Annotated in this window: 21 protein-coding genes; 7 read left to right on the top strand and 14 right to left on the bottom strand. The window is 53.5% G+C overall.

What is annotated here, in order from left to right:
- Nucleotides 1-3: 3 nt before the first annotated feature.
- The 5 genes from tssM to ABIB59_RS07215 are packed head-to-tail and all read right to left on the bottom strand — an operon-like array spanning nucleotide 4 to nucleotide 7,267.
- Complete coding sequence (gene tssM / locus ABIB59_RS07235; protein ID WP_354034706.1) at nucleotides 4-3,618, bottom strand: type VI secretion system membrane subunit TssM; 3,615 nt, start codon at nucleotides 3,616-3,618, stop codon at nucleotides 4-6.
- A 2-nt stretch (nucleotides 3,619-3,620) separates the two neighbouring features.
- Complete coding sequence (locus tag ABIB59_RS07230) at nucleotides 3,621-4,859, bottom strand: DotU family type VI secretion system protein (protein WP_039079491.1); 1,239 nt, start codon at nucleotides 4,857-4,859, stop codon at nucleotides 3,621-3,623.
- 15 nt (nucleotides 4,860-4,874) lie between these two features.
- Nucleotides 4,875-6,218: a type VI secretion system baseplate subunit TssK gene (gene tssK / locus ABIB59_RS07225; protein WP_039079492.1), complete on the bottom strand. Its 1,344-nt coding sequence runs from the start codon at nucleotides 6,216-6,218 to the stop codon at nucleotides 4,875-4,877.
- 25 nt (nucleotides 6,219-6,243) lie between these two features.
- Nucleotides 6,244-6,750 carry a type VI secretion system lipoprotein TssJ gene (gene tssJ / locus ABIB59_RS07220; protein WP_039079493.1) on the bottom strand — a complete coding sequence of 169 codons (507 nt, stop codon included), beginning with the start codon at nucleotides 6,748-6,750 and terminating at the stop codon, nucleotides 6,244-6,246.
- A 22-nt stretch (nucleotides 6,751-6,772) separates the two neighbouring features.
- Nucleotides 6,773-7,267, bottom strand: coding sequence for a hypothetical protein (locus ABIB59_RS07215; protein ID WP_039079494.1), 495 nt, complete (start codon nucleotides 7,265-7,267; stop codon nucleotides 6,773-6,775).
- A gap of 1,037 nt (nucleotides 7,268-8,304) precedes the next feature.
- Between ABIB59_RS07215 and ABIB59_RS07210 the strand changes: the two genes are divergently transcribed.
- Nucleotides 8,305-9,999 carry an alpha,alpha-trehalase gene (locus ABIB59_RS07210; protein ID WP_354034703.1) on the top strand — a complete coding sequence of 565 codons (1,695 nt, stop codon included), beginning with the start codon at nucleotides 8,305-8,307 and terminating at the stop codon, nucleotides 9,997-9,999.
- Nucleotides 10,000-10,069: 70 nt separating this feature from the next.
- On the opposite strand, the gene ABIB59_RS07205 is transcribed toward ABIB59_RS07210, so the two are convergent.
- Nucleotides 10,070-10,324: a GlsB/YeaQ/YmgE family stress response membrane protein gene (locus tag ABIB59_RS07205; RefSeq protein ID WP_039079496.1), complete on the bottom strand. Its 255-nt coding sequence runs from the start codon at nucleotides 10,322-10,324 to the stop codon at nucleotides 10,070-10,072.
- 210 nt (nucleotides 10,325-10,534) lie between these two features.
- Here ABIB59_RS07205 and ycgR point away from each other — a divergent pair, with 210 nt between their 5' ends.
- Complete coding sequence (ycgR, locus tag ABIB59_RS07200; RefSeq protein WP_039079497.1) at nucleotides 10,535-11,269, top strand: flagellar brake protein YcgR; 735 nt, start codon at nucleotides 10,535-10,537, stop codon at nucleotides 11,267-11,269.
- 48 nt (nucleotides 11,270-11,317) lie between these two features.
- Here the strand turns inward: ycgR and emtA are convergent, their stop codons facing one another.
- Nucleotides 11,318-11,932 carry a membrane-bound lytic murein transglycosylase EmtA gene (emtA, locus tag ABIB59_RS07195; protein WP_039079519.1) on the bottom strand — a complete coding sequence of 205 codons (615 nt, stop codon included), beginning with the start codon at nucleotides 11,930-11,932 and terminating at the stop codon, nucleotides 11,318-11,320.
- A 98-nt stretch (nucleotides 11,933-12,030) separates the two neighbouring features.
- Here emtA and ldcA point away from each other — a divergent pair, with 98 nt between their 5' ends.
- Together ldcA and ABIB59_RS07185 are read left to right on the top strand one after the other, a co-directional pair.
- The gene (gene ldcA / locus ABIB59_RS07190) at nucleotides 12,031-12,942 is read left to right on the top strand and encodes a muramoyltetrapeptide carboxypeptidase (RefSeq protein WP_354034700.1); all 912 of its coding nucleotides are present in this window, start codon (nucleotides 12,031-12,033) and stop codon (nucleotides 12,940-12,942) included.
- Nucleotides 12,943-13,082: 140 nt separating this feature from the next.
- Nucleotides 13,083-14,816, top strand: a complete 1,734-nt coding sequence (locus tag ABIB59_RS07185) for a potassium/proton antiporter (protein WP_039079499.1) — start codon at nucleotides 13,083-13,085, stop codon at nucleotides 14,814-14,816.
- Between the two features lie 14 nt (nucleotides 14,817-14,830).
- On the opposite strand, the gene dadX is transcribed toward ABIB59_RS07185, so the two are convergent.
- Nucleotides 14,831-15,901: a catabolic alanine racemase DadX gene (gene dadX / locus ABIB59_RS07180; RefSeq protein ID WP_354034698.1), complete on the bottom strand. Its 1,071-nt coding sequence runs from the start codon at nucleotides 15,899-15,901 to the stop codon at nucleotides 14,831-14,833.
- Between the two features lie 28 nt (nucleotides 15,902-15,929).
- Entirely contained in the window at nucleotides 15,930-17,228 is a 1,299-nt protein-coding gene (locus tag ABIB59_RS07175; RefSeq protein WP_039079501.1) for a D-amino acid dehydrogenase, read from the bottom strand.
- A gap of 318 nt (nucleotides 17,229-17,546) precedes the next feature.
- Between ABIB59_RS07175 and ABIB59_RS07170 the strand changes: the two genes are divergently transcribed.
- Nucleotides 17,547-19,079, top strand: coding sequence for a SpoVR family protein (locus tag ABIB59_RS07170; RefSeq protein WP_039079502.1), 1,533 nt, complete (start codon nucleotides 17,547-17,549; stop codon nucleotides 19,077-19,079).
- 38 nt (nucleotides 19,080-19,117) lie between these two features.
- Here the strand turns inward: ABIB59_RS07170 and fadR are convergent, their stop codons facing one another.
- Nucleotides 19,118-19,837: a fatty acid metabolism transcriptional regulator FadR gene (gene fadR / locus ABIB59_RS07165; RefSeq protein ID WP_039079503.1), complete on the bottom strand. Its 720-nt coding sequence runs from the start codon at nucleotides 19,835-19,837 to the stop codon at nucleotides 19,118-19,120.
- A gap of 353 nt (nucleotides 19,838-20,190) precedes the next feature.
- On the opposite strand from fadR, the gene dsbB reads away from it, so the two are divergent.
- On the top strand, nucleotides 20,191-20,721 hold the full coding sequence (gene dsbB, locus ABIB59_RS07160) for a disulfide bond formation protein DsbB (RefSeq protein WP_039079504.1): 531 nt from the start codon (nucleotides 20,191-20,193) through the stop codon (nucleotides 20,719-20,721).
- 104 nt (nucleotides 20,722-20,825) lie between these two features.
- Here dsbB and ABIB59_RS07155 read toward each other — a convergent pair whose 3' ends face one another.
- From ABIB59_RS07155 to ABIB59_RS07140, 4 genes are all read right to left on the bottom strand, one after another.
- Nucleotides 20,826-21,215 (bottom strand): Exc2 family lipoprotein, encoded by a 390-nt coding sequence (locus ABIB59_RS07155; RefSeq protein WP_039079505.1) that lies wholly within the window; start codon nucleotides 21,213-21,215, stop codon nucleotides 20,826-20,828.
- Between the two features lie 109 nt (nucleotides 21,216-21,324).
- Entirely contained in the window at nucleotides 21,325-21,771 is a 447-nt protein-coding gene (gene ycgN / locus ABIB59_RS07150) for a cysteine cluster protein YcgN (RefSeq protein WP_039079506.1), read from the bottom strand.
- A gap of 91 nt (nucleotides 21,772-21,862) precedes the next feature.
- Entirely contained in the window at nucleotides 21,863-22,522 is a 660-nt protein-coding gene (locus ABIB59_RS07145) for a fumarylacetoacetate hydrolase family protein (protein ID WP_039079507.1), read from the bottom strand.
- 152 nt (nucleotides 22,523-22,674) lie between these two features.
- Entirely contained in the window at nucleotides 22,675-22,944 is a 270-nt protein-coding gene (locus ABIB59_RS07140) for a YcgL domain-containing protein (RefSeq protein WP_039079508.1), read from the bottom strand.
- Nucleotides 22,945-23,065: 121 nt separating this feature from the next.
- On the opposite strand from ABIB59_RS07140, the gene minC reads away from it, so the two are divergent.
- A complete protein-coding gene (gene minC / locus ABIB59_RS07135; protein ID WP_039079509.1) occupies nucleotides 23,066-23,761 on the top strand; it encodes a septum site-determining protein MinC in 696 nt (231 codons plus the stop codon).
- The last annotated feature ends 15 nt before the right edge of the window (nucleotides 23,762-23,776 follow it).

The raw sequence follows: 23,776 nt of genomic DNA, 5'->3' as shown, positions 1-23,776 counted from the left end.
CGGTTAAGGGCATGCGAAACGGGGAAGCTGAAACGGGTTGCGAATGCTGCCAGGGATGAACTCAAGCGTGACCTGGTGTCCATCAACGTTGTAGGTTGCCTGGCGGCTCAGACTGCTGCTGCCCGGTGTCACACGCGCCTTGTCAACAAAGCGGTTCAGCGCCCATGCTCCATTGGTCACCAGCGTCGAGGTGGTGCCGTTCGTCAGCCCAAGCTGCATCCGTACCTGGTTGGTTCCGCCCGGCCCTGGCCAGTTCACCAGTTGCACCGCCTGTGGACCGTGGCTGTAACGGAGAATCTGCCCATCCACATCCAGCGTGAGGTTCAAAATCGCGTTGTCCATGCTCACGGTACGCACCGTCACACGATAAGAGGGCGTCGTGCTTCCTCCGGCAAAAAACGCATCACGAATAGATTGCGCCTGTTGAAACGGCGCCAGTAATCCTTCGCTACCTGGCAAGGTCTTACCATCAATGCCCGGCATAAAGCGCCAGGGTGACTGGGTGGTATCCACTTTGCTGGTCAGGTTGTCACGAAAGAAACTGTCCATCAGGCCGGTGCCAGGGGCAAACATGCGCGCCAGATCGTCTGGCGTCACTTCACTGCTGGCGTTACGAACCAGCGGGTAACGACCGGCGATGGCCTGGCGGCAAAAACCGCCCACTTCGACACTGATACGCTTGCGGACATTTTCCAGCTCGCGGCTTTGCGTATCGCTGCTGGCGCCCACCGCCATATTGCTGAACATGGACTGCAACCCGCCGGGCAGACGCCCTGCGCTGGCCTGCAGGCGACTGATGGCTTCACCGCCGGGGGCAGGCATGCCGCTGTTGGCCGCATCCTGTACCGCTGTCAGATAGCGATAAAGTTCATCAACCTGCTTTAAAAAATCATCAAACACGATGGTTTTGCCGCCTTTTTCCAGCGGCTGAGCCAGTTCGATAATTGGCGCGTAGTGTTCCGTTACCCGCTGTTCCGGCGTCTGCGCCGTCGCGGCGGCAGGCGCAGCGTTCGCGTTATCACGATTGCCAAACAACACGTTGAGTGTGCGGCTGGTGCTGTTGCCCTCCTCCGACTTTTTTTCGCCCTCTTCCGGGGTGTCACGGGTCAGCGTCAATACCTGGCTTAAGTTGACTACCAACTGGCGCAGCGGCGAACTGTTGCCCGAGAGCAGCCGTGCCGTATTAATACGCTGTGAAAGATTGGCACTGTTGTTGAGCGCGATATCACTCAGGAAGCTGTCCCACTGGCTGATAAAATCCCGCGCGTAAAGCTGGCGTACCGCGTTATCCGTCTGCTGCTGATCTTCTTGTTTGACGGTGGAACCAAGTACCCAGGCATCATCGGTATGCAGCGCGTTGGTCACCGTGCCAATCTGCTTATCGAAATGCTGCCAGTAACCGTCCGGGGTATATAAACCGGGGATACCGTCATTGAGCGACTTACCGCTCTTGCGCGAGAACACCAGCTCGCTTTGCGGGCCACCCAGCGAGGCCAGCGAAACCGGCTTGAGGTTTTCATCCGCCGCGAGCAGACGTTTCAGGCGTCCGTAGACGCGCGCCGCGAGCGGTTGCTGGTTGATTAACGCCTGCTCCCTGGCAATCAGTGCTTCATCTTTGGCAAACGGCGAGGACTGAATTTGCGGCTCCAGCAGTTGGGTCAAATGCCATTCCAGACGACGAAGCTGGGCCTGCGTCATGTTCTGCGGCAGATTACGCTCCAGGTTGAGCATGACCCACTGATGCAGGAACTTGCCGTCATAATGTTTCGGCTGGTAGAGCATCTGATACGCTTTTAACGCTTCGTAGCTGTATTCCACATCGCTGCCGTTATCATTTCGCAGCCAGGTGGTGATGCGTGACGCCACATCCGGTAACAGCAACTCCTGCAACGCTTTTTGGTACAACGCCTGCGATGCGTCAGAGACGTCATAGCCACGATACAGCCCCATACGACGGGTCAGTGGCGGGCTGTTAACATCGAAGTCCTCACTTTGCGGCAGCGCCGCGAGGCTGTTTAGCAGCGGCAGTAAGGCAAAGACATCGCCTTGCGGACGCTCGCGCAGCGCTTTAATCTCCTGGCTGATACCAGGCACTTTGGCTTCAACTTCCTGCAGATAGGTTTTGTTGTTGCTGTAACTTGTCAGCCACAGACCGCTAATCACCACCAGCAGAACCAGCAGCGCGGCATAACCGGCCCACATGACCGCCCGGTTGCGCATTTCCCACCAGCGATTCTGCCCGGCAATACCGGCTTCCTGAAAAATAACGTTTTGCAGCAGGTTTTTGATAAAGAAGCTTTGTCCTTTACCGCCGGGTACCGGCTCCTCTTTGCTGACGCTATCCCAACTGTCACCGGTATTACCGCGAGGAAGCGAGAGCGAACGTCCCAGTTCTCCCATCACCCGGTCAAACGGCAACCCTTCCTGAGTACCGCTCGCCAGATAGATACCGCGCGGTGAAAATTCGGTTTCAAAGTTCGAGCGGGCAAACAGCGTTTGCAGATAATCGGCCAGTAGCGGACGCAGCGCGGCAAATTCCTGAGGGAACAGGTAGCTTTCGGCTCTCGCTTTCGGATCGCTCTCGTGCAGTAAAATATCCGGTAAGGCCGCATCAAGGCGCTGTTGCAGTAACGCGTACTCCTGGGTAAAACGCCCCATCAGGTCAAAATCGGCCTGCTTGCCCTCCTGCCAGGGGAAGGTAAAACCCCAGATCTGGTCACGCTGGGCTTTATCGAACCCGGCAAAATAGGCACGAAAGCCTTTCAGGAGATCCGCTTTCGTCACCAGCACATAGACCGGAAAACGGATGCCCAGTTGTTCATGCAGTTCGGTCAGGCGTTTGCGTAAATTAAGCGCCTGTTCGCGTGAGGCATCGCCTGACTGGGTGAGCAGGTCGGCAACGCTCACGGTGACAATCACCCCGTTGATGGGCTGACGGCGACGGTATTTTTGCAGAAGGCCGAGGAATTTCAGCCATTCGCTGGCATCCTGCGCCTGCTCGCTCTCCTGGGTGCTGTAACGCCCGGCTGTGTCCAGCAGAACGGCTTCATTGGTAAACCACCAGTCACAGTTGCGCGTACCGCCAATCCCACGCAGCGCCGTTTTGCCAAATTTGTCGGCCAGCGGAAATTGCAGCCCGGAGTTGACCAGCGCGGTGGTTTTCCCGGCGCCCGGCGCACCAATGACGACATACCAGGGCAACTGATACAGGTACTGCGTGCTGAAACGCTGGGTCCATTGCCCGCCACGCTGACCCGGCTGGTTGAAATGCGCTTTTTTCAGCACCTGAGACGCTTCTTCAAAACGGTCAGCGAGGATTTGCTCTTCGCTGTTCAACCGTTTGTGATCCGCCGTCTCTTTCGGCGCATTGTCACTTTTCAGGTTGTCCATCAGTTTGCGGTTCAGCCACGCGTTGTAAAGACGCGGAATAATGTGGCTTTGCACCCAGATGAAATACATCACCGCGATGGTGATAATTCGGTTTTGTTCAGATTCCAGCGGGCGTGAATCAACGACAGAGAGCAGCGGACCTATCATCCATATCACCGCTGCCAGCGCTGTCATCCCAAGAAAACCCCACAATATGCGGTTCGTCAGAATTGAAAGCAGACTATTCATCCTTAGTTTCCTTGTGGCAATCCGTTCAGTTCGGCAGCCGTATTACCCGGCGAAACCAGTAACGTTATCTCCACGCGGCGGTTGCGGGCGCGGTTTTCCGCCGTATTGTTCGGCGCGATGGGGTTCATTTCACCCCGCCCTTCCGCTTTCACGCGATCCGGCTGACTTAAATGTTTTTGCAACAGCGACTGTACAGAGCGCGCACGTTCGAGGGACAGTTCATAGTTGGAAGCAAAGCGTGCGCTGCGGATCGGTACGTTATCGCTGTAGCCCACCACCAGAATTTTGCCGCTGACGTTGTTCATGGCCTGCGCGACGCGGTCAATCACCGGCGCGTAGTTTTCACGTGCCACCGTTGACCCCGACGCAAACAGCCCGTCGCCTTTTAGGGTGACAACGCTGCGATCCGTTTCATCGCGCACCGCGACTAGCCCGGCGTCGATCTCCGGTTTCAGGAAGCCGCGCAGGTTAAGCACAGGCGGCAACGATGGCGCAGGTTGGGCAATGGACGCTTCTGGCAATGTGGTCTGGTAAATTTTTGCCAGTACCGGGTTCGTGTTATCGCCAAGTCGCCAGTTAAGAACGATATAAAACAGGCAGGCAAGAAACCCGGCCAGCGCCACACAGGCCCACAGCGGGATCATTGGGCGCCAGAGTTTGCGCAGCACCGGCTGATCTTCCGGATGCGGCGACAACGGCGGCGGATAATTTCCCCGTACGCCGCGAATCATCTGCCACAAACGCTGCTTGATGGTTTCAAGCTGGGTTCGGCCATTGTCCATGACCCGATAGCGACCTTCGAAGCCCAGCAACAGGCAAAAATTAATCAGCTCCAGCAGGACGATATGCTCACGCGGGTTTTGCGACAGGCGCGCCAGCAACTGGAAAAATTTCTCGCCACCCCAGGTTTCGTTGTGAAAGGTCACCAGCAGGCCGCTGCCGGACCAGACGCCACGGCTTCCCCAGGGTGTCAGCGCCGCCGCTTCATCCAGCGCGGTACACAGGCAATAACGCGCCCCGACAATCACTTCATACGCAAGACCCGATTGCTGGCAGCGCACTTCAAAACGGCGAATTTCATCAATCAGTTGCTGGCGCAGACCGGCCTGATCGTCGTGTGAAACAGAGTGGCGAATCTGCGGTATCGCGTTAAGCAGCGGGTTAGCGGCGGTCACCAGAGGGTTGTTACCCCCCGCGCCCGCAACATCGGCATCACGGCCGTTAGCGTATTGTTCCTGCATATCTTGCGCTCGCTATTAATCTTTCGGGCTACGGACGGCCCAAAATTCCATGTCCAGTCCTGGAAATTCACCTGCCAGATGCAGCGCAAAGGCGCCGGATTTCTCCATTTCGCTCCACAGCTCGCCCCCTTTTTCCAGTTCGAAGTAGTTGTAGCCCGCATGCCAGGGAATTTGCGGCGGCGCGACAGGCATTGCCCGCAGCTTCATACCGGGAAGCTGGAGTTGCACCAGATCGCGGATTTTGGTGACCGGGGCGACTTTCATCTGCGCCGGGAAATGGGTTTGCAGCATCTCGCCTGGCACATTGGCTTTCACCGCCAGGACAAAACCAAACTCCCGCGCCATGCTGGTGGACGGCAGCGTCGCGACATTGAGGCCGTGGGTGCGTTCGGTAAGCGGCAGTTGAATGGCATGCTCTTCCAGCACCAGCGACAGCCCCTGACGTAACATCAGCACCAGACGGCTAAAGCAGCCAGCGAGGTTGTCGTGGTCATAAACCGGTAGTACCTCTTCCGGCGCACGCGCGGATGTCCAGGTGGTTAATTCGGTGGCAAAGGCCAGCCATTCGCGCCACAGCTCTTCCGGGTGCAGCAGCGGCAAGGTTTTCAGATGCGAAATCAAGCCGACGTGGTGATTGATCAACGCCAGCAGAGAGAATTCGACCATCTCCGTGGTATTGAAGCGGCCAGGCTGGCGCAGACGCTGGGCAAACTGCTGGCTACGCTGGGAGAGCAGGCTTTGCAGGTCGTTGATCATCGCGTACAGCGGCGCGCTGTTGGTGGCGTTGAGCATCGGCGGAATATAGGCCGAATCATGACGAATGTGATTATCGTTTCGCTTTTCCAGTATCTGAACCACACCCATCGCCGTCCACTCGGCGGTCAGATCTTTTTCCAGCATCAGTTTCAGGCGTAAACGACCAAACTGCACGGCCGCCGGGCCAACGGAAATGGCGTTGTCATCATCCACTTCGGCTTCCCAGGCCACGTAGCGCGCCAGTGACTCTTTATCTTCGCTGAAGATAACTTCTTCACGCCCACCCCGGCGGGCAGGTAAGGCCAGCACGACACGCTCATTGGTCACGTTATCCCCAATGGCTAATGGCGCGGGCGCATGGCGCGGATCGTGAAAGGAAAAAAAGGTGCCATCCGGTAGCAGACCGCTGGCATAACTCAGCGCGATACAGCCCTGGCGCAACATTGCGTCATCCAGTTCAAGGTCCAGAAAGCCCCATAGCCAGGGCCGTTGTAACGCCCCCCATTCGCGAATGTGGCTATGCAGGTGGCTTTCCGCACGTTGAAAATGATGAGGACGCAGAAACATACCCTCGGTCCAGACGACCTTTTCTGCTTTGTTCATGCTGTTTTCCTGTTAAGACTGGGCGCTATCTGGAAACGACGCGGATCCCGTTCACGTCGAGAAAAACGCTGGCTTCAAGTGAGTCAGACGACCATTTCCAGAATTCATAAAAGCGACTTTCACCCTGCACGGGAAGCGGAATGGAGATCCGCCATTTTTTGCCATCCAGCGCCTGATACTCCGCCATCACGCCGATATAGCGTGCTTCCGGGGTAGCCTGGCCGGTGAGTGTTTTTGTCAGTTGACCGGGCAGTAAGAAGAACTCATCGCTGTTGAGCAGGTTACCCCCAAGGGTATTTCCCGCATTGTTTTGTAGCGACCAGAAATCGGCGGACATAAATGTCGCGTCGGATTTCAACAGCAAAACCCTGACTTTGAGCGGCGCGGATGCATTGACCTGCGGGTGCGCCTGGAACTGAAGGGTGTAACTGGCAGGTACGCTATGTGAAGTCGATCCACAACCGCTGACCAGGGTGGTCAGCGTAAGGAAAAACGCCAGGATGAGCTGGCGTACCACGAAGTTAGTTTTCATATCCATCGCTCATGATGGCGAATTAGTTGAGAATCCAGGTACCTGAGTTGCTGTTTTTACACGCTTTGCTGCTACCATCAACCGACACGCAGGTCTGTTTCTGGCGGGTTCTCAGGCGCGGGGTTTGCTTGCGTACCGTTTCGTCGTACAACTCGCTTTTCACCACAGCACGCATCGGGACATAACCAATCAACTCTTCCTGACCTTCATCGGCCAGAGCCATCCAGAAGTGTTCAACCTGGCCCAGTACAACGTAGGTTTTACCGGTTTGCAGTTGACGGATCATTTTACCGCCGTAATCCGGCGTGCTCATCAGCGACGCAGGATAGAGTGCACGGTAGTTCTCTTTGATGGGTTGAAACTCTTTCGGTGGTTTTACCGCATAGCGGTGGGTAAGCGTGGTGCCATTCACCTCGCTGGTCACAATCGTGTCGTCTGTGGGCGTCGCCGGCGGTGGTGCTTTACATGCGGAGAGTGCAAAAACAAACAGAAGGGCTAATACATTTCGCATTTTCATAACGGTGATTTCCATTGCAAATATATTACTGTGTGGAACTGGAACGTTTAGGAAAGAACTTTTTCATTCTTTCAAAATAAGTCTCTCCCTTACCCTGCAAACCGATCAAATAATGAATTAAAGCCATAGCTACCGCACGAGCCGTTGCACCAGCAAGGCAGCGAAATATGACTTCATTAATGATAATCGTGTCTAAATTTTACAGACGAGACGATACAATTCAATATCATCTCAGCCTTAATGAAAAATGAATATTTAAAATTTATCTAAATTAAGATAATTCTCAAGAAATAATTTCACTTAGGTATTCTGATAGTAGAAATCATAGCCAGGCAGAGCTTAGACCCCCTTCAAATGAAGATCAACCCACTGTATTTAATGATTTTATCCATCAAAGCGCAGTGAGAACATATCACACCCGCCCTGTTATCAGATAAATCCTAAAAAGCTAATTTTGCATATTTAACCCCTCATTATTAGTAGCCAAAAAGCCACATTCACTGTGCGGAATATTGAATAACGCCTGGTAAGTCAAGACCCGTCAGGTCGATAAAGTGAAATATCAAAACCGTGCAAAGTGAATATTATTCACCTGGTCTGACCATAGCGAAATAATCAACTGCGAAAATATTTTACCCCCGCTAAATAAATTGTTTTCAGTGCGACACTATTTAGCATCGCTAACTCAATGTGAACGGCCAGTAAATGAATCAATTCAGCTTATTTGATGCAAAACAAATATGACAATTCGTTTTCAATAAGAAAAACTGATCAATCACCGTTATTTTATTTGACGGAAATCTTATTTATTTGCGGAAATACCTGTTTTCTACCTAATTTGAGTTAAAGAAATGATCAAAATGCGTGCAAAGAGCTATTAAGGCATAATTTTTACTTATAGGGATGGGCAACAAGGTAAATTGTCTGGAAGGGCGGAAAATGCCACACAGGGCACGCCGTTCGGCTGATATTCGACTAAGGTTTTCACAAGGTTGGCTACTGCGGCCTCGCTTTTCACCCGCTAAGGAGAACATTTAATGACAAGACCAGATTTGCGCCGTCAGCGCACCTTGTATCTTGCTATGCATATCGCACTGGGTGGCGCCCTGCTTTCACTTATCCCGTCGGCTCTGGCGGCAGATGCGCCCAACACCCCACAGTCGCCGGATATCCTGCTCGGCCCTTTGTTTAGCGATGTGCAAAGCGCCAAACTCTTTCCCGATCAAAAAACCTTCGCCGATGCCGTTCCCAAGGGTGACCCCTTGATGATCCTTGCGGATTACCGTATGCAGCGAAACCAGACCAGCTTTGATCTTCGCCACTTTGTTAACGTCAACTTTGATCTGCCAAAAGAAGGGGAAAAGTATGTTCCCCCGGAAGGGCAAAACCTGCGTGAGCATATTGATGGCCTGTGGCCCGTGCTGACGCGCACGACGGACAAAGCCGGTAAGTGGGACTCTCTCCTCCCCCTGCCGAAACCTTATGTGGTGCCGGGAGGCCGTTTTCGCGAGGTCTACTACTGGGACAGTTATTTCACCATGCTGGGCCTGGCGGAGAGCGGACACTGGGACAAAATTGAAGATATGGTGGCTAACTTCGCCTATGAAATTGATACCTGGGGCCACATTCCCAACGGCAACCGTAGTTACTATCTGAGCCGCTCCCAACCGCCTTTCTTTGCATTTATGGTTGAATTACTGGCATCCCATGACGGTGATGACGTGCTCAAGACCTACCTGCCAGAGATGGAAAAAGAGTACCACTACTGGATGGACGGGCTGGAGGGGCTGCAAAACGGTCAGGCCAGCAAGCGGGTCGTTAAGCTTGATGACGGTTCGGTGCTGAACCGCTACTGGGATGATAAAGACACTCCGCGCCCGGAATCCTGGCTGGATGACGTTACCACCGCGAAGAACAACCCCAATCGTCCGGCAACAGAGATCTACCGGGATCTGCGCTCCGCTGCGGCATCGGGCTGGGATTTCAGCTCACGGTGGATGGATAACCCCGAACAACTGGGGACTATCCGCACCACCAGCATCGTACCGGTGGATTTGAATGCGCTGATGTTCAAGCTGGAAAAAATGATCGCCCGCGCCAGCCAGGCATCCGGCGACAGCGCCAAAGCGAGCCAGTATGAAGCGCTGGCCTCGGCCCGCCAGAAAGCCATAGAAGCCAACCTGTGGAATGATAAAGAGGGCTGGTATGCCGATTACGATCTGAAAACCAAAAAGGTTCGTAATCAGTTGACGGCGGCCGCCCTCTTCCCACTGTATGTGAATGCGGCGGCGAAAGATCGCGCGACGAAAGTAGCGGCAGCCACGCAGTCGCGGCTGTTGAAACCAGGCGGGATCTCCACAACCACCGTCAACAGTGGTCAACAATGGGATGCACCAAATGGCTGGGCGCCCCTGCAATGGGTCGCGGTCGCCGGTTTGCAAAACTACGACCAGAAAAAACTGTCGATGGATGTCACATGGCGCTTCCTGTCAAACGTGCAACATACCTATGACCGCGAGAAAAAGCTGGTTGAGAAGTATGATGTCAGCAGCACCGGGACAGGTGGCGGCGGCGGAGAATACCCGTTGCAGGATGGTTTCGGCTGGACAAACGGCGTGACGCTGAAAATGCTCGATCTGGTTTGTCCGAAAGAACAGCCTTGTGACAGTCTGCCTGCCAGTCAGTCGGTTACCCAGACGGCAGCCGAACCGCAAAAAGCTGCGGCACAGTAACACAATAAAAGCATAATAAAAGAAAAGGCCGGTGAACAAACTCACCGGCCTTATTCATTTACGGAAACAATTAACCCCGCCGTAACAGCCTAAAGACAGCCAGTACAATGATGGCACCCACCACCGCAACCAGGAAGCTATGAAGGTTGAAACCCGTTACATCGCCGCCAAAATTAAAGCGGGTCGCCAGCCAACCACCGACTACCGCCCCCACTATCCCAAGTAGACAGGTCAAAATGAATCCGCCGCCATCCCGGCCAGGCATGATTAATTTTGCGATAACCCCTGCAATCAGACCAAAAACAATCCACGCGATGATGCCCATTTACTTTTCTCCTGCTACAACGTCATATGTACGTATCGTGCATAATTCCCGCACGTTGACTAGAGTATAGGCGATAGTGTGAAAAGCATTTTCATCTCACGGACTTAATTGCAATTCCTCAGAATATTTTTATGAATTTGTATTAAGAATTCTCCGGAATTGCCGATAGTGCATCAAGACTGTCTGTCAGTGATCAAGGAGCCTTTCGGCGTGAGTAAGTACAGTGAGCAGTTCCTGAAAAATAGTCCATTAGCCGTACTCGGCGTCTTGCGTGATTTGCAAAAGAGCCAGGTACCTGTGTGCATTGCGTGGTCGAGCGGGCAATTCATCAGTAAGATCCTCGAAGTGAACCCCGAAGAACTGATCATGGACTTTGGTAGTCAGGAGTTTGATAACACAGCAGTGCAGCGCGCCACAAAAGTGACCATCACCGCCGAAACCCAGGGTGCCAAAGTCGAATTTACCCTTCCCACACTGCACAGCGGCGATTATCAGGCTTTGCCCGCTTTTATTTCTGAACTGCCAGAAAGCCTCTATTTCATTCAGCGTCGCGAATACTTTCGCATCAACGCCCCGCTACACCCCGCCTATTTCTGTAAAGCCAAAATGCCGGACAAGAAGACGGAGCTGCGTTTCCGCCTGTTCGACCTTTCACTCGGCGGTATGGGCGCGTTACTGGATGGCACTGTTCCGGAAGGATTGCAGGCAGGTATGCGCTTTTCCCAGATAGAGCTCGATATGGCCTCATGGGGACAGTTCTATTTTGACGCACAGCTTATCGCCATCGGTGAGCGAAAAGTGGTAGACGGCAAAAACGAAACCATTACCACGCCGCGTCTGAGTTTTCGCTTTCTTAACGTCAGCCCCGGCGTTGAGCGTGAACTCCAGCGTATTATTTTTGCGCTCGAACGCGAGGCCCGCGAACGCGCCAGCCGCGTACGCTAAAAAAAAGACCCGCTTATCCAGGCGGGTCTTTTCATATTGATATGGCGTTTACATGGCGTTCATTGCTTTCTGTACTTTCCAGATGTAGCGCGGCGCCTGTGGTGCCGGGTGGTTTTCTACCACGTGTTCAAAAAAGCCGTCAGCGCTCAGGTCGTTAATCTTGTCGATCGCTTTTTTCCGGTCGGATGAGAATGTCCGCAGCAGCGCGCCTGCGCCGTTCACATAGGAGACCACCAGCGCATATTGCATCACTTGCGGATCTTTTATTCCCGCCAGTACACCGTGCTCCATAATGCTCAAATACGCAGCCCCCATGGAGATATTGCGCTCCGGGTTTTTCAGCTCGCTGGTTGTAGGTTCACCGCTCCAGCCCATATAGCGATACACTTCGCGCCCGGAGGTGGAAGCTTTTAACTGCATCAGCCCAACGGCGTTTGATTTACTGACAAGGTTGGGGTTGCCGCCTGACTCAACCGCAATCATCGCGGTAATCAGACGCGGACTGACGCCCCACGCCGCCCCCGCTTTTTCACTGACTGGCATCCACTGCATGGCCCGTTTTACCGGGACCTCCGGGTTCCAGTCCGGGTTACGGTAGTCCGTGCGTTTCGAGCTACAACCCGCCAGAAGCACAATTAAAAAAGCAAACCATCTCAATTTCACACGCAATCCTTCTTTGGTGAACGCATCACTATGGATGACAACAAACAGGGTTAGCGGCATGATAACCGTTTCCAATTAGATGTCAGCAAGGAATTGCCATGTCGAGGTTTCATTTGATTGCGCCCTCCGGTTACTGCATTAATCAGCAGGCGGCAGCGCTTGGGGTTCAACGGCTGGAGTTACAGGGACATCAGGTGGATAACCGTGGTGTCATTACCCGCCGCGACCAACGCTTTGCGGGTCAGGAGAGCGAACGTCTCCATGATCTCAACAGCCTGGTCGCGCTCGAAGGTGCGGATATTATCGTTCTCCCCGTTCGCGGCGGCTATGGCGCAAGCCGCCTGCTGGAAGCTATCGACTGGCAGGGCCTTATTCGCCGGCAACAATCCCAGCCGTTACTTATCTGTGGACACAGCGATTTTACGGTGGTGCAGATGGGCTTATTAGCCCGTGGCGGCGTGATCACCTTTAGCGGCCCGATGTTGGCCGGCAATTTCGGCGCACCAACACTGAATGAATTTACCGGGCGCCATTTCTGGCAGGCGCTGCGCCAGCCTGAACTGACCGTCGAGTGGCGCGGCGAAGGCCCACGTTGTCACACCCAGGGCACGTTATGGGGTGGGAATCTGGCGATGCTGGTTTCGCTTATTGGCACCCCGTGGCTTCCGGCCATTGAGGGAGGTATTCTGGTGGTTGAGGATATCAATGAGCATCCTTTCCGCGTGGAACGTATGCTGTTGCAGTTGCTGCATTGCGGCATTCTCGCGCGTCAGAAGGCGCTCGTACTGGGCAGTTTCACCAGCGCCGATCCCAATGAATACGATGCGGGCTACAATCTTAATACGATGGTGGAATACCTGCGAAGCAGGCTCTCGATCCCGGTGATAACGGGGCTTGCATTTGGTCACGAGCAAGAGACCGTCACGCTGCCTCTCGGCGCGCATGCGGTATTAGAGCATGATGAGCGCTCACGACTGACTATTTCCGGTCATCCCGTATTGGGCGCATAAAAAAACGTTTAACCGACTGATTAAATCTGTATTTCTGCCGTTAATATATATCGGGTTTTTAAACTATAACTGCTCAGCGTATTCAGGCACTGAGCGGTTATGGGTTTCACCATTTTCCGGGTAAGAGGAGACGCACGACATTGGATGCAGCGGCGGTAATTAGTCTGTTTATTTTGGGTTCAGTACTTGTAACCTGCAGTATTTTATTAAGTTCTTTCTCCTCCCGTCTTGGTATCCCGATCCTCGTTATCTTTCTCGCCATTGGCATGCTGGCAGGCATTGACGGTATTGGCGGCATTCCGTTCGACAATTATCCGTTCGCCTATATGGTCAGTAACCTCGCGCTGGCGGTGATTTTGCTTGATGGCGGGATGCGAACCCAGGCGAGTTCCTTTCGCGTGGCGCTGTGGCCCGCCCTCTCTCTGGCGACGGTGGGAGTGCTTATCACATCCGGGCTGACCGGGATGATGGCGGCCTGGTTGTTCCACCTTGATATCATGGAAGGGTTGCTGATCGGCGCGATTGTTGGCTCGACGGACGCGGCTGCGGTGTTCTCACTGCTTGGCGGGAAAGGGCTGAACGAGCGTGTCGGTTCAACGCTGGAAATTGAGTCCGGCAGCAACGACCCGATGGCGGTCTTTTTGACCATCACACTGATTGAGATGATTCAGCAGCATCATGCGGGCTTGAGCTGGATGTTTGTCGTGCACATTATTCAGCAGTTTGGGCTGGGTATCGTGTTAGGTCTCGCGGGCGGCTATTTGCTGCAACAGATGATCAATCGCATCTCCCTGCCCGCCGGGCTCTATCCTCTGCTGGCGCTGAGCGGCGGCATTCTGGTGTTCGCGGTGACCACCGCCATTGAAGGCAGCGGAATACTGGCGGTCTATCTGTGTGGTTTTGTGCTGGGCAATCGTCCGATACGCAATCGTTACGCCATTCAGCAAAACTTCGATGGTCTGGCCTGGCTGGCGCAAATCGGCATGTTCCTTGTCCTGGGGCTGCTGGTAACGCCATCTGATTTGCTGCCGATTGCCATTCCGGCGCTAATCCTCTCGGCGTGGATGATCTTTTTCGCCCGTCCGCTGTCAGTATTCGCCGGGCTGCTGCCGTTTCGCGGTTTCAATCTGCGCGAGCGCATTTTCATCAGTTGGGTGGGGCTTCGGGGCGCGGTGCCGATCATTCTTGCCGTCTTCCCGATGATGGCCGGTCTGGACAATGCGCGGCTGTTTTTTAATGTCGCCTTCTTTGTGGTGCTGATTTCGCTGCTATTCCAGGGGACATCGCTGTCGTGGGCGGCTAAAAAAGCCAGAGTCGTGGTCCCACCCGTAGGCTGGCCGGTTTCCCGCGTCGGACTGGATATCCATCCGGAAAATCCGTGGGAGCAGTTTGTCTACCAGTTGAGCGCCGATAAATGGTGCGTGGGCGCCGCCCTTCGCGACCTGCACATGCCTTCCGAAACGCGTATTGCCGCCCTGTTTCGCGATAATTCGCTGCTGCATCCTACCGGCAGTACGCGGCTGCGTGAAGGTGACGTGCTGTGCGTGATTGGTCGTGAACGCGACCTGCCCGCGTTGGGTAAGCTGTTTAGCCAGTCTCCTCCCGTCTCGCTAGATCAGCGTTTCTTTGGCGATTTTATTCTCGAAGCCGATGCGAAGTTTGCCGATGTGGCGCTGATTTATGGTCTGGAAGAGGGACTGGAGTACCGTGATAAACAACAAACACTCGGTGAGATTGTTCAGCAACTGCTCGGGGCAGCGCCCGTGGTAGGCGATCAGGTCGAGTTTGCCGGCATGATCTGGACGGTTGCAGAGAAAGAAGAGGACGCGGTGCGTAAGGTTGGTGTCCGGGTCGCGGATGACGAGGCGGAGTGACCGCCTCACCATTGTTACACTGTCACAACGGGGACGCGCGGTGCGAGTGCGCACATTAATTCATAGCCAACCGTCCCTGCGCATGCGGCCACTTCATCAATTTTGATCTCGTTACCCCAAAGTTCAACTGGCGTACCGATGCCCGCTTGCGGGCACGGCGTCAGGTCAACCGTCAGCATGTCCATCGAAATGGCGCCTACCGTACCGGTGCGAATACCGTCCACCAGCACGGGTGTACCGGTTCGGGCGAGACGCGGGTAACCGTCCGCATAACCGCAGGCTACGATGCCGATACGCTGCTCCTGTGAGGCACGATAGCGGCTGCCATAGCCCACACAGTCCCCCGCACGCAACGTTTGCACGGCAATAATCTGGCTTGTCAGGCTCATGACCGGTTTGATGCCACTGCCAGCCACATCCTGCCACTCCCCGGACGGGGACGCGCCATACAGCACGATGCCGGGGCGCACCCAGTCGCCGTGAGCTTCCGGGTGCCAGAGCGTGGCGGCGGAGTTGGACAGCGAACGCGGGCAATCAAGCCCCTCCGACGCATGGTTAATGCGTGTCATCGCCCCGGCAATCCCGTCCGGTTTTTCCGCATCGGCAAAATGGGCCATCAGAGTGATATCACCCACATTGCTCAACTCCCGCAGTTGCCGCCAGAGGGTTTGCACACGCTCAGGCTGAAAGCCCAGCCGGTTCATGCCACTGTTCATTTTCAGGTAAACATCCAGCGGCGCATGAAGCCGGGCATCCTGGAGGGCTTTAACCTGCCAGTTGCTGTGCACGCTGGTGGTCAGGCGATATTTATCAAACAGCGGCAGCTCGTCGGCGTGGAAAAAGCCTTCCAGCATCAGAATCGGCCCTTTCCAGCCGCGCTCGCGCAGGAGGATCGCCTCCTCCAGATTAAGCAGCGCGAAACCGTCGGTGCCTTCCAGCGCACGCCAGACACGATCGATTCCATGACCGTAGGCGTTAGCCTTCACCACTGACCAGACGCGGCTGTGTGGTGCGGCACGCCTGACTACCTGCAGGTTCTGCCGAAGTGCGTGTAAGTCGACAGTCGCCTGGACAGGACGAGACATACGTTCTCCTTGTTTTTAGGTGGACGGTTTAGTTGTGAGCACCGTGCAAATGTTGCGGCCGCGATGGGGTAAAACCCGGCTGGTAGCGCGCCACACTCAAATCCTCAAAGGGAATGGCTGGCGTGCGGCCGGAAATCAGGTCGCTCAACAGTTGCCCTGACCCACAGGCCATCGTCCAGCCCAGCGTGCCATGCCCGGTATTCAGCCATAAGTTTTTAAACGGAGCACGCCCCACCACCGGCGTACCGTCTGGCGTCATCGGACGCAGCCCGGTCCAGAAGGTTGCCTGCTCCACATGTCCGCCGCGCGGAAAGAGATCTTTGACCACCATCTCCAGCGTGGCGCGGCGTGGTTTAAGGAGCTCGGTATTAAAGCCGACGATCTCCGCCATTCCACCGACACGAATACGGTTATCAAAACGGGTAATCGCAATCTTGTAGGTTTCATCGAGGATAGTCGAAACCGGCGCGCCCGCCTCCTCCGCAATGGGTATAGTCAGCGAATAACCTTTCAGGGGATAGACCGGGATATCGACAATTCCTTTTAGCATCGCCGTGGAATAGGAACCAAACGCCATGACGTAAGCATCGGCTTTCACCACTTCATCACCACATTTGACGCCGTAAATTTGCTCGCCCTCGTACAGGAGCCTGTCGACCGGGGTGTTGAAGCGGAATGTGACGCCCGCCTGCGCCGCCATCTGCGCCAGTTGCTGAGTAAAGAGCTGGCAGTCGCCGGTTTCATCGTTTGGCAAACGCAGACCACCACTGAGCTTGTGTGCAACCTGCGCCAGTGCCGGTTCCACGTCTGCCAGCCGGGCCGACTCCAGCAGTTGATAAGGCACCCCGGCGTCTTCCAGTACGGCAATATCCCGGGTGGCGTTTTCGTACTGCTCTGGGGTACGGAACAGTTGTAGCGTCCCGCCCTGACGCCCTTCGTACTGAATTTGGGTAGTTTCACGCAACAGCTTTAAACAGTCGCGGCTGTACTCTGCAAGCCGCACCATGCGGCCTTTGTTTTCCATATAATGGCGGGTGTCGCAGTTACGCAGCATCTGCCACATCCATTTGAGTTGAGTTGAGGTGCCATCGAGACTAATTGCCAGCGGCGCATGGCGCTGGAACATCCATTTAATCGCTTTCAACGGTACGCCTGGTGCCGCCCAGGGCGCTGCGTAGCCAGGCGAGATTTGCCCTGCGTTCGCCGCACTGGTCTCCAGCGCCGGGCCAGATTCCCTGTCAATGACCGTCACCTCATGTCCCGCCTGACTCAGATACCAGGCACTGGTAACCCCCACCACGCCACTTCCCAGTACAACGACTCGCATAACCTGCTCCCATGTGTAAAGCACAATCATCTGATTACAAATTGATAACTCAGATGAAAATGTTATTCAACATATGGCTTTTTTATGGTGACACCCCTCACACCTTTCCGTAAATAAAGGCGTCAGGATATTTAGAATCTCCTGCTGCGCGACATTTCGCCGCAGAATAAAATTCTGCCAAAGAAGCTTTTTACCCCTCTCTTGCAAGGTGTTATCGCGAAGAAAAAAAGCGACGTCACGTACAGTTTTTATTGTGTGTTCTATGCTTGAAATGAGACTCTCCATACAGAGAGAGTTGCTAACAACGAGGGCGCGCTAATGGCTACGATTGATTCCATGAATAAGGACACCATACGTCTCAGTGATGGACCTGACTGGACCTTCGATCTACTGGATGTGTATCTCGCAGAGATCGACCGGGTGGCGAAACTTTACCGCCTGGATACCTACCCGCACCAAATCGAAGTCATCACCTCCGAACAGATGATGGACGCCTACTCAAGTGTCGGGATGCCCATTAACTACCCCCACTGGTCATTCGGTAAAAAATTTATTGAAACCGAGCGACTTTATAAGCATGGACAGCAAGGTCTGGCCTACGAGATTGTCATTAACTCCAATCCTTGTATCGCCTATCTGATGGAAGAGAACACCATCACCATGCAAGCGCTGGTCATGGCGCATGCCTGCTATGGGCATAACTCTTTCTTTAAGAATAACTATTTGTTCCGTAGCTGGACGGATGCCAGCTCGATTGTCGATTACCTGATTTTCGCCCGTAACTACATCACCGATTGTGAAGAGCGCTACGGTGTGGAAGAGGTGGAAAAACTGCTCGATTCCTGCCACGCGCTGATGAATTACGGCGTTGACCGTTATAAACGTCCGCAAAAGATCTCCCTGCAGGAGGAGAAAGCCCGCCAGAAAAGCCGTGAGGAGTACCTGCAAAGCCAGGTCAACACGCTATGGCGTACCCTGCCTAAACGTGAAGAAGAGAAAGCCGTTGTCGAAGCGCGCCGTTACCCTTCTGAGCCGCAGGAAAACCTGCTCTATTTTATGGAGAAAAACGCCCCGCTGCTGGAGCCATGGCAGCGTGAGATTTTGCGCATCGTGCGTAAAGTCAGCCAGTATTTTTATCCGCAGAAACAGACCCAGGTGATGAATGAAGGCTGGGCCACTTTCTGGCACTACACCATTCTCAATCATCTGTACGACGAAGGGAAAGTGACAGACCGCTTTATGCTGGAATTCCTGCACAGCCACACTAACGTGGTGTTCCAGCCGCCTTACAACAGTCCGTGGTATAGCGGCATTAACCCGTATGCCCTTGGGTTTGCGATGTTCCAGGATATTAAACGGATTTGTCAGTCTCCGACGGAGGAAGACAAATACTGGTTCCCGGACATTGCCGGTTCCGACTGGCTGGAAACGCTGCACTTCGCCATGCGCGATTTTAAAGATGAAAGCTTTATCAGCCAGTTTATGTCGCCAAAAATCATGCGTGATTTCCGCTTCTTTACCGTGCTGGATGACGATCGCAATAATTATCTGGAGATTGCGGCGATTCATAACGAAGAGGGCTATCGTGAGATCCGCTCGAAACTGTCATCTCAATATAACCTGAGCAACCTGGAGCCCAATATCCAGGTGTGGAATGTGGATTTGCGCGGCGATCGTTCTCTGACGCTGCGTTATATTCCGCACAATCGCGCCCCGCTGGACAAAGGCCGCCGGGAAGTGCTCAAACATGTGCATCGGCTGTGGGGGTTTGATGTACTGCTGGAACAGCAAAACGAAGATGGCAGTGTAGAACTGCTGGACCGCTGCCCTGCCCGCAGCAATACCCTCTGATAGCAAAAAGCCCCTCCGCCGGAGGGGCTTCGCTTTGCTTAACGCCCGCTGATGGACAAATCCCCAGGCAGTGTTTTATGCATGCGCTGCCAGATCTCACCACTGTCATGCCCATAACGACGCACGGTTTCGTACACCTGGTCATGCAAACCTTGCTCACAGATTTCTGCCAGACGGTGATAAAAACCGAGCGCCAGGCTGCGTGCTTCCGGGCTTGCGAAGTAATGACGCCCGATGCGGGTATACAACCCTTTCATACCGTTGAGGATCAGGCCGTAAATCGGGTTGCCGGAGGCAAAAGCCAGTCCACGGAAAATGTTGTAATCCAGTTCAGCAAACGCATCGCCGTGATCTTCCACTTCGCGCGCGCTGGCCAGCACGGCTAACGCGTCTTCTGGATGCTGGCGGAATGCGGTACGGATGAAAATGGTCGCGATATTGGTACGCACCGACAGGAGGTTATCGATGAGTTGTGGAACGCTCTCATGGTCCAGACGCGCCAGTGTTTCCAGAATATTGAGCCCGGACGTTTCCCAAAAGTTGTTTACTTTTGTGGGTTTACCGTGCTGAATAGTAAGCCAGCCATCGCGGGCCAGACGCTGTAACACTTCACGCAATGTAGTACGAGTGACGCCAATCAGTTCGGAGAGTTCGCGCTCTGCTGGAAGTATCGACCCCGGAGGGAAACGGTTATTCCAGATACTTTCAATGATGTATTCTTCCGCGAAACCCGCCGGGCTCTGCGCCTTTATAACCATAGTGAGATTTCCATTATACAACTAAGCAAAGATCACTCATCATACCAGACCACTTCGGGGGCAGATAGCAGGCGAAATGAAGAAAAAGGGGATCGCCGATCCAATTTGAAAGATTCACCCGATGTACGGTTTACTCCCCATTTTATTCACGACAATTCCCTCTTTACTGAAAGTCATTTACCACATTTATCATAAATGCTTTTCCTGTTAGCGCTTTGCTTACATTCCTGACAGCAAGATTTGACTTTTCGCATGATAAACATCCGATTACGTATTATTTTCTTATGCAATAGTGGCTTGCTAAGTGATTTCGTTTACACTGCTGTGTCTACGCATGTCCCAGGGAAATGATTATGTTGCGATATTTAAACAAGTGCTCTCGCGGGCGCGGCGCCTGGCTATTAATGGCGTTCACCGCACTGGCACTTGAATTAGTGGCGTTGTGGTTCCAGCACGTCATGCTGCTGAAACCCTGTGTCCTGTGTATTTATGAGCGTTCTGCCCTTTTTGGTGTGATGGGTGCGGGTATCGTCGGTGCGATTGCGCCGAAGACGCCGTTGCGCTACGTCGCCATCTTAATTTGGTTGTACAGCGCCTGGCGCGGTATCCAACTGACGTATGAACACACCATGATCCAGCTTCACCCTTCTCCTTTTATGACCTGCGACTTTGCTGCGCGTTTCCCTTCGTGGCTGCCACTGGATAAGTGGCTTCCGCAGGTCTTTGTTGCTTCGGGCGATTGTGCTGAAAAACAGTGGCAGTTCCTGTCGCTGGAAATGCCGCAATGGCTGTTAGGTATCTTTGTCGCTTACTTTGTTGTGGCGGCGCTGGTGCTCATCGCACAGCCCTTCAAACCGAAAAAACGCGACCTCTTCGGTCGTTAACAGAACGCTCCTTCGGGAGCGTTTTTTTATTGCCGCAAAATTGCATACGCTTCCCGTAGGTGTTACTTCACCGAGCGGCGCGATACACCCTTGATAAGACTGGCCTAATACACCCCGTTATAGCCATCCAGATACGTTGCCGATAATTCATTGCCTATCGAGTCGGCATCTTTCGAATCCGCCTGTACCCTATCGCCAGATCTGTCATATGTTTCGGTGAGATGACGGCTGGCCTGCTCTCTGAGTATTCCGGCATACTTAATGGCGTAATGCACATCATGACCCACTATGCGGTCCAATTTTCCTTTATCGTACGCTTCTTCAAAGGCGGGAATGATGTTGCGATATGTACCACTTGCCGAGAACCGGACACCACCGTCCGTTGAGCTGTGATTTTCCGTAAAGGCGATAGCGTGCCGCTGTGGAGAGGGTTTAGACGCCGTACATCCTGCGAGCAGAGCACCTGCCGCTACCAGCACAATGAATTTATTCATGACAGACCCCATTGATGTTTTAGCTTATTTAAGACATGAAAACATTTTAGGGCCTTGTTTTAAATGACTTTTTAATCATCTCAGGCAGGTCGCGGTATAACAAAAGAGATTATTGCGCCCAATCGGGTTTATTTAAAATATGATCCTGCCAGTCGCGGACTTCGGACTCTTTTACCGCAATATGGCGAACCGTGATGCGCTGTTTGTGCATCATCTCCTTCGAACCGGTACGCAACGGATGCCACACCGGCAGCGCCTTCCCTTCGGCCAGCAGACGATAGGCGCAGGTGGGCGGCAACCATTCAAAGGTGGGTAAATTATCGCGCGTCAGCTTGATGCAGTCCGGCTCATACTCAAAGCGACGCTCGTAGTTACGACACTGGCAGGTTTTGATGTTCAACTGGCGGCAGGCCACATTGGTGAAATAGATCTCGTCGGAATCTTCATCCATTAGCTTATGCAGGCAGCACTGACCGCAGCCGTCACACAGCGATTCCCACTCCGCGTCCGTCATTTGTTCAAGAGTTTTGCTTTGCCAGAAAGGTGTGTCGCTCATAAATCAGTTCGCCATTTAAAACCAGGGAGCACCTTATAACCAGTCTGGCATGGGTATGCAAGTTTTGCCGCCGTTCAGGCGGCAAATCGACTTATAATACGCGGGTCTTTAACGAGAGGCCGTTGAAACTCACTTCCAGTTCGTCCCCGCCGTGCAGCGGACCAACACCTTCCGGCGTACCGGTCAGAATGACATCCCCGGCTTTGAGCGTGAAGAAGCGGCTCATATAAGCAATCAGCGGCACAATTTTGTGGATCATATCGGCAGTGGTTCCCTGCTGGCGGACTTCACCGTTGATGCTGAGCCCAAGCGTCGTGTTCTGCGGATCGCTGGTAAACTCTGCCGCCGGAATAAAACCGGAGATCGGGCAGGAATTATCAAAGCCTTTCGCTTTTTCCCACGGCTGACCCGCCTTTTTCATTTTGGCCTGCAGATCGCGAAGCGTGAGATCCAGCGCCACACCATAACCGGCAATGGCTTTTCGTACATGCTCTTCGGTCGCCTGACGCAGCGTTGCCCCAATGAGCACGGCCAGTTCAACTTCGTGATGTACGGAACCGAAATCCTGTGGCAGCGCCAGCGGCTGGCGAATATCGCACAATGCGGTTTCCGGTTTAATAAACAGCACCGGCTCTTCCGGCGTGGCGCTGCCCATTTCTTTAATATGTTTCGCATAGTTACTGCCAACGCACACGACTTTACTCACCGGGTAATCCAGGAGTGCGCCCTGCCAGTTATGATGTTGGTACATGTCTTTCCCCTAAGTAACGCATTGAACAAGTGCGAAAAATGACTATCCGCGCCACATGGCGGTTTGTCAAATAGCAAACTTTGTCATTCAATGCGTATGCAAGAGGAAAGCAAATGGCGGAATCGATCCGCCACTTTGCCTGGCGGGGATGGCTATCTTTCGCTGTCTAAATGTTGTTTCAGCAAATTTTCTGGCGGCGGTGGAATCTGTAAATAATATCCCTGCGTACGTAACGCCTCTTTTACTTTTTCCAGATCCGCACTGGCCAGTTTTTTACGTCCGTCGAGGGGCAATAACATGGCTAACTGAGGCTGGCCAAAGCTTTTCATTAATTCTTCCGGCACGCGTGAAAAATCGTCTTTTTTTTCGACATACAGATAAGTCTGTTCACGTCGGGAACTTCGGTAGATCACACAAAACATACTTTTGCTCTGAATTAAGGGGTGGTTACTTGCCTGAATATAATAGTGACTATAACATGCTTGATAGTCTTCGGAATATCGCTCACTCATGAGTGATAATAGCAAAATGAGTAAGGTCAGGATGTCAAACACGCCCATCGAGCTAAAAGGCAGTAGTTTTACCTTATCTGTGGTTCACTTGCATGATGCAAAACCCGAGGTTATTCGCCAGGCGTTAGAAGACAAAATCGCTCAGGCTCCCGCTTTTTTAAAACATGCTCCTGTTGTTATTAATGTTTCTGACCTTGAGGGCCCGGTCAACTGGTCGCCGATTCAACAGACTATTCTGGCGACGGGGTTACGGGTTGTCGGTATCAGCGGCTGTAAAGACAGCGAACTGAAAGCCGACATTGAACGTGCCGGGTTGCCGCTTCTGACCGAAGGCAAAGAAAAGCCGCAACGTCAGGTTGCTGTTCCTGTCCCCGAGGCCCCCATTGTTACTCCGGTCACAAAAACACGCTTGATTGATCTTCCTGTTCGTTCCGGGCAGCGTGTTTATGCGCCAAACTGTGATCTGATTGTCACCAGTCACGTAAGCGCAGGCGCAGAGTTGATTGCCGACGGCAATATCCATGTTTACGGCATGATGCGTGGCCGCGCGCTGGCTGGCGCAAGCGGCGACAAGGATGCGCAAATATTTTGTACTCACCTCACGGCGGAGCTGGTATCCATCGCAGGGGAATACTGGCTGAGCGATCGAATCCCGGCCGATTTTTATGGCAAAGCGGCGCGCTTACGTTTAGCGAATAACGCTTTGACTATTCAACCGTTAGATTAAGCCCTTTTAACAAGG

The sequence above is a fragment of the Citrobacter sp. UYEF32 genome (assembly GCF_040546205.1).
In the GTDB taxonomy this organism is placed as follows: Bacteria; Pseudomonadota; Gammaproteobacteria; order Enterobacterales; family Enterobacteriaceae; genus Phytobacter; species Phytobacter diazotrophicus.
The sequence above is the reverse complement of the archived record's forward strand: the minus strand, read 5'-3'. Positions and strand labels throughout refer to the sequence as shown.

What these genes read in the sequence shown, in the direction of transcription:
- ABIB59_RS07155 (WP_039079505.1), bottom strand. Translation starts at nt 21,215, where the DNA reads ATGAATAAATTCATTGTGCTGGTAGCGGCAGGTGCTCTGCTCGCAGGA.
- tssK (WP_039079492.1), bottom strand. Translation starts at nt 6,218, where the DNA reads ATGAACAAAGCAGAAAAGGTCGTCTGGACCGAGGGTATGTTTCTGCGT.
- ABIB59_RS07215 (WP_039079494.1), bottom strand. Translation starts at nt 7,267, where the DNA reads ATGAAAATGCGAAATGTATTAGCCCTTCTGTTTGTTTTTGCACTCTCC.
- dadX (WP_354034698.1), bottom strand. Translation starts at nt 15,901, where the DNA reads ATGTCTCGTCCTGTCCAGGCGACTGTCGACTTACACGCACTTCGGCAG.
- dsbB (WP_039079504.1), top strand. Translation starts at nt 20,191, where the DNA reads ATGTTGCGATATTTAAACAAGTGCTCTCGCGGGCGCGGCGCCTGGCTA.
- ABIB59_RS07175 (WP_039079501.1), bottom strand. Translation starts at nt 17,228, where the DNA reads ATGCGAGTCGTTGTACTGGGAAGTGGCGTGGTGGGGGTTACCAGTGCC.
- fadR (WP_039079503.1), bottom strand. Translation starts at nt 19,837, where the DNA reads ATGGTTATAAAGGCGCAGAGCCCGGCGGGTTTCGCGGAAGAATACATC.
- tssJ (WP_039079493.1), bottom strand. Translation starts at nt 6,750, where the DNA reads ATGAAAACTAACTTCGTGGTACGCCAGCTCATCCTGGCGTTTTTCCTT.
- minC (WP_039079509.1), top strand. Translation starts at nt 23,066, where the DNA reads ATGTCAAACACGCCCATCGAGCTAAAAGGCAGTAGTTTTACCTTATCT.
- ycgN (WP_039079506.1), bottom strand. Translation starts at nt 21,771, where the DNA reads ATGAGCGACACACCTTTCTGGCAAAGCAAAACTCTTGAACAAATGACG.
- ldcA (WP_354034700.1), top strand. Translation starts at nt 12,031, where the DNA reads ATGTCGAGGTTTCATTTGATTGCGCCCTCCGGTTACTGCATTAATCAG.
- ABIB59_RS07230 (WP_039079491.1), bottom strand. Translation starts at nt 4,859, where the DNA reads ATGCAGGAACAATACGCTAACGGCCGTGATGCCGATGTTGCGGGCGCG.
- ABIB59_RS07205 (WP_039079496.1), bottom strand. Translation starts at nt 10,324, where the DNA reads ATGGGCATCATCGCGTGGATTGTTTTTGGTCTGATTGCAGGGGTTATC.
- tssM (WP_354034706.1), bottom strand. Translation starts at nt 3,618, where the DNA reads ATGAATAGTCTGCTTTCAATTCTGACGAACCGCATATTGTGGGGTTTT.
- ABIB59_RS07210 (WP_354034703.1), top strand. Translation starts at nt 8,305, where the DNA reads ATGACAAGACCAGATTTGCGCCGTCAGCGCACCTTGTATCTTGCTATG.
- ABIB59_RS07140 (WP_039079508.1), bottom strand. Translation starts at nt 22,944, where the DNA reads ATGTTTTGTGTGATCTACCGAAGTTCCCGACGTGAACAGACTTATCTG.
- ABIB59_RS07145 (WP_039079507.1), bottom strand. Translation starts at nt 22,522, where the DNA reads ATGTACCAACATCATAACTGGCAGGGCGCACTCCTGGATTACCCGGTG.
- ABIB59_RS07170 (WP_039079502.1), top strand. Translation starts at nt 17,547, where the DNA reads ATGGCTACGATTGATTCCATGAATAAGGACACCATACGTCTCAGTGAT.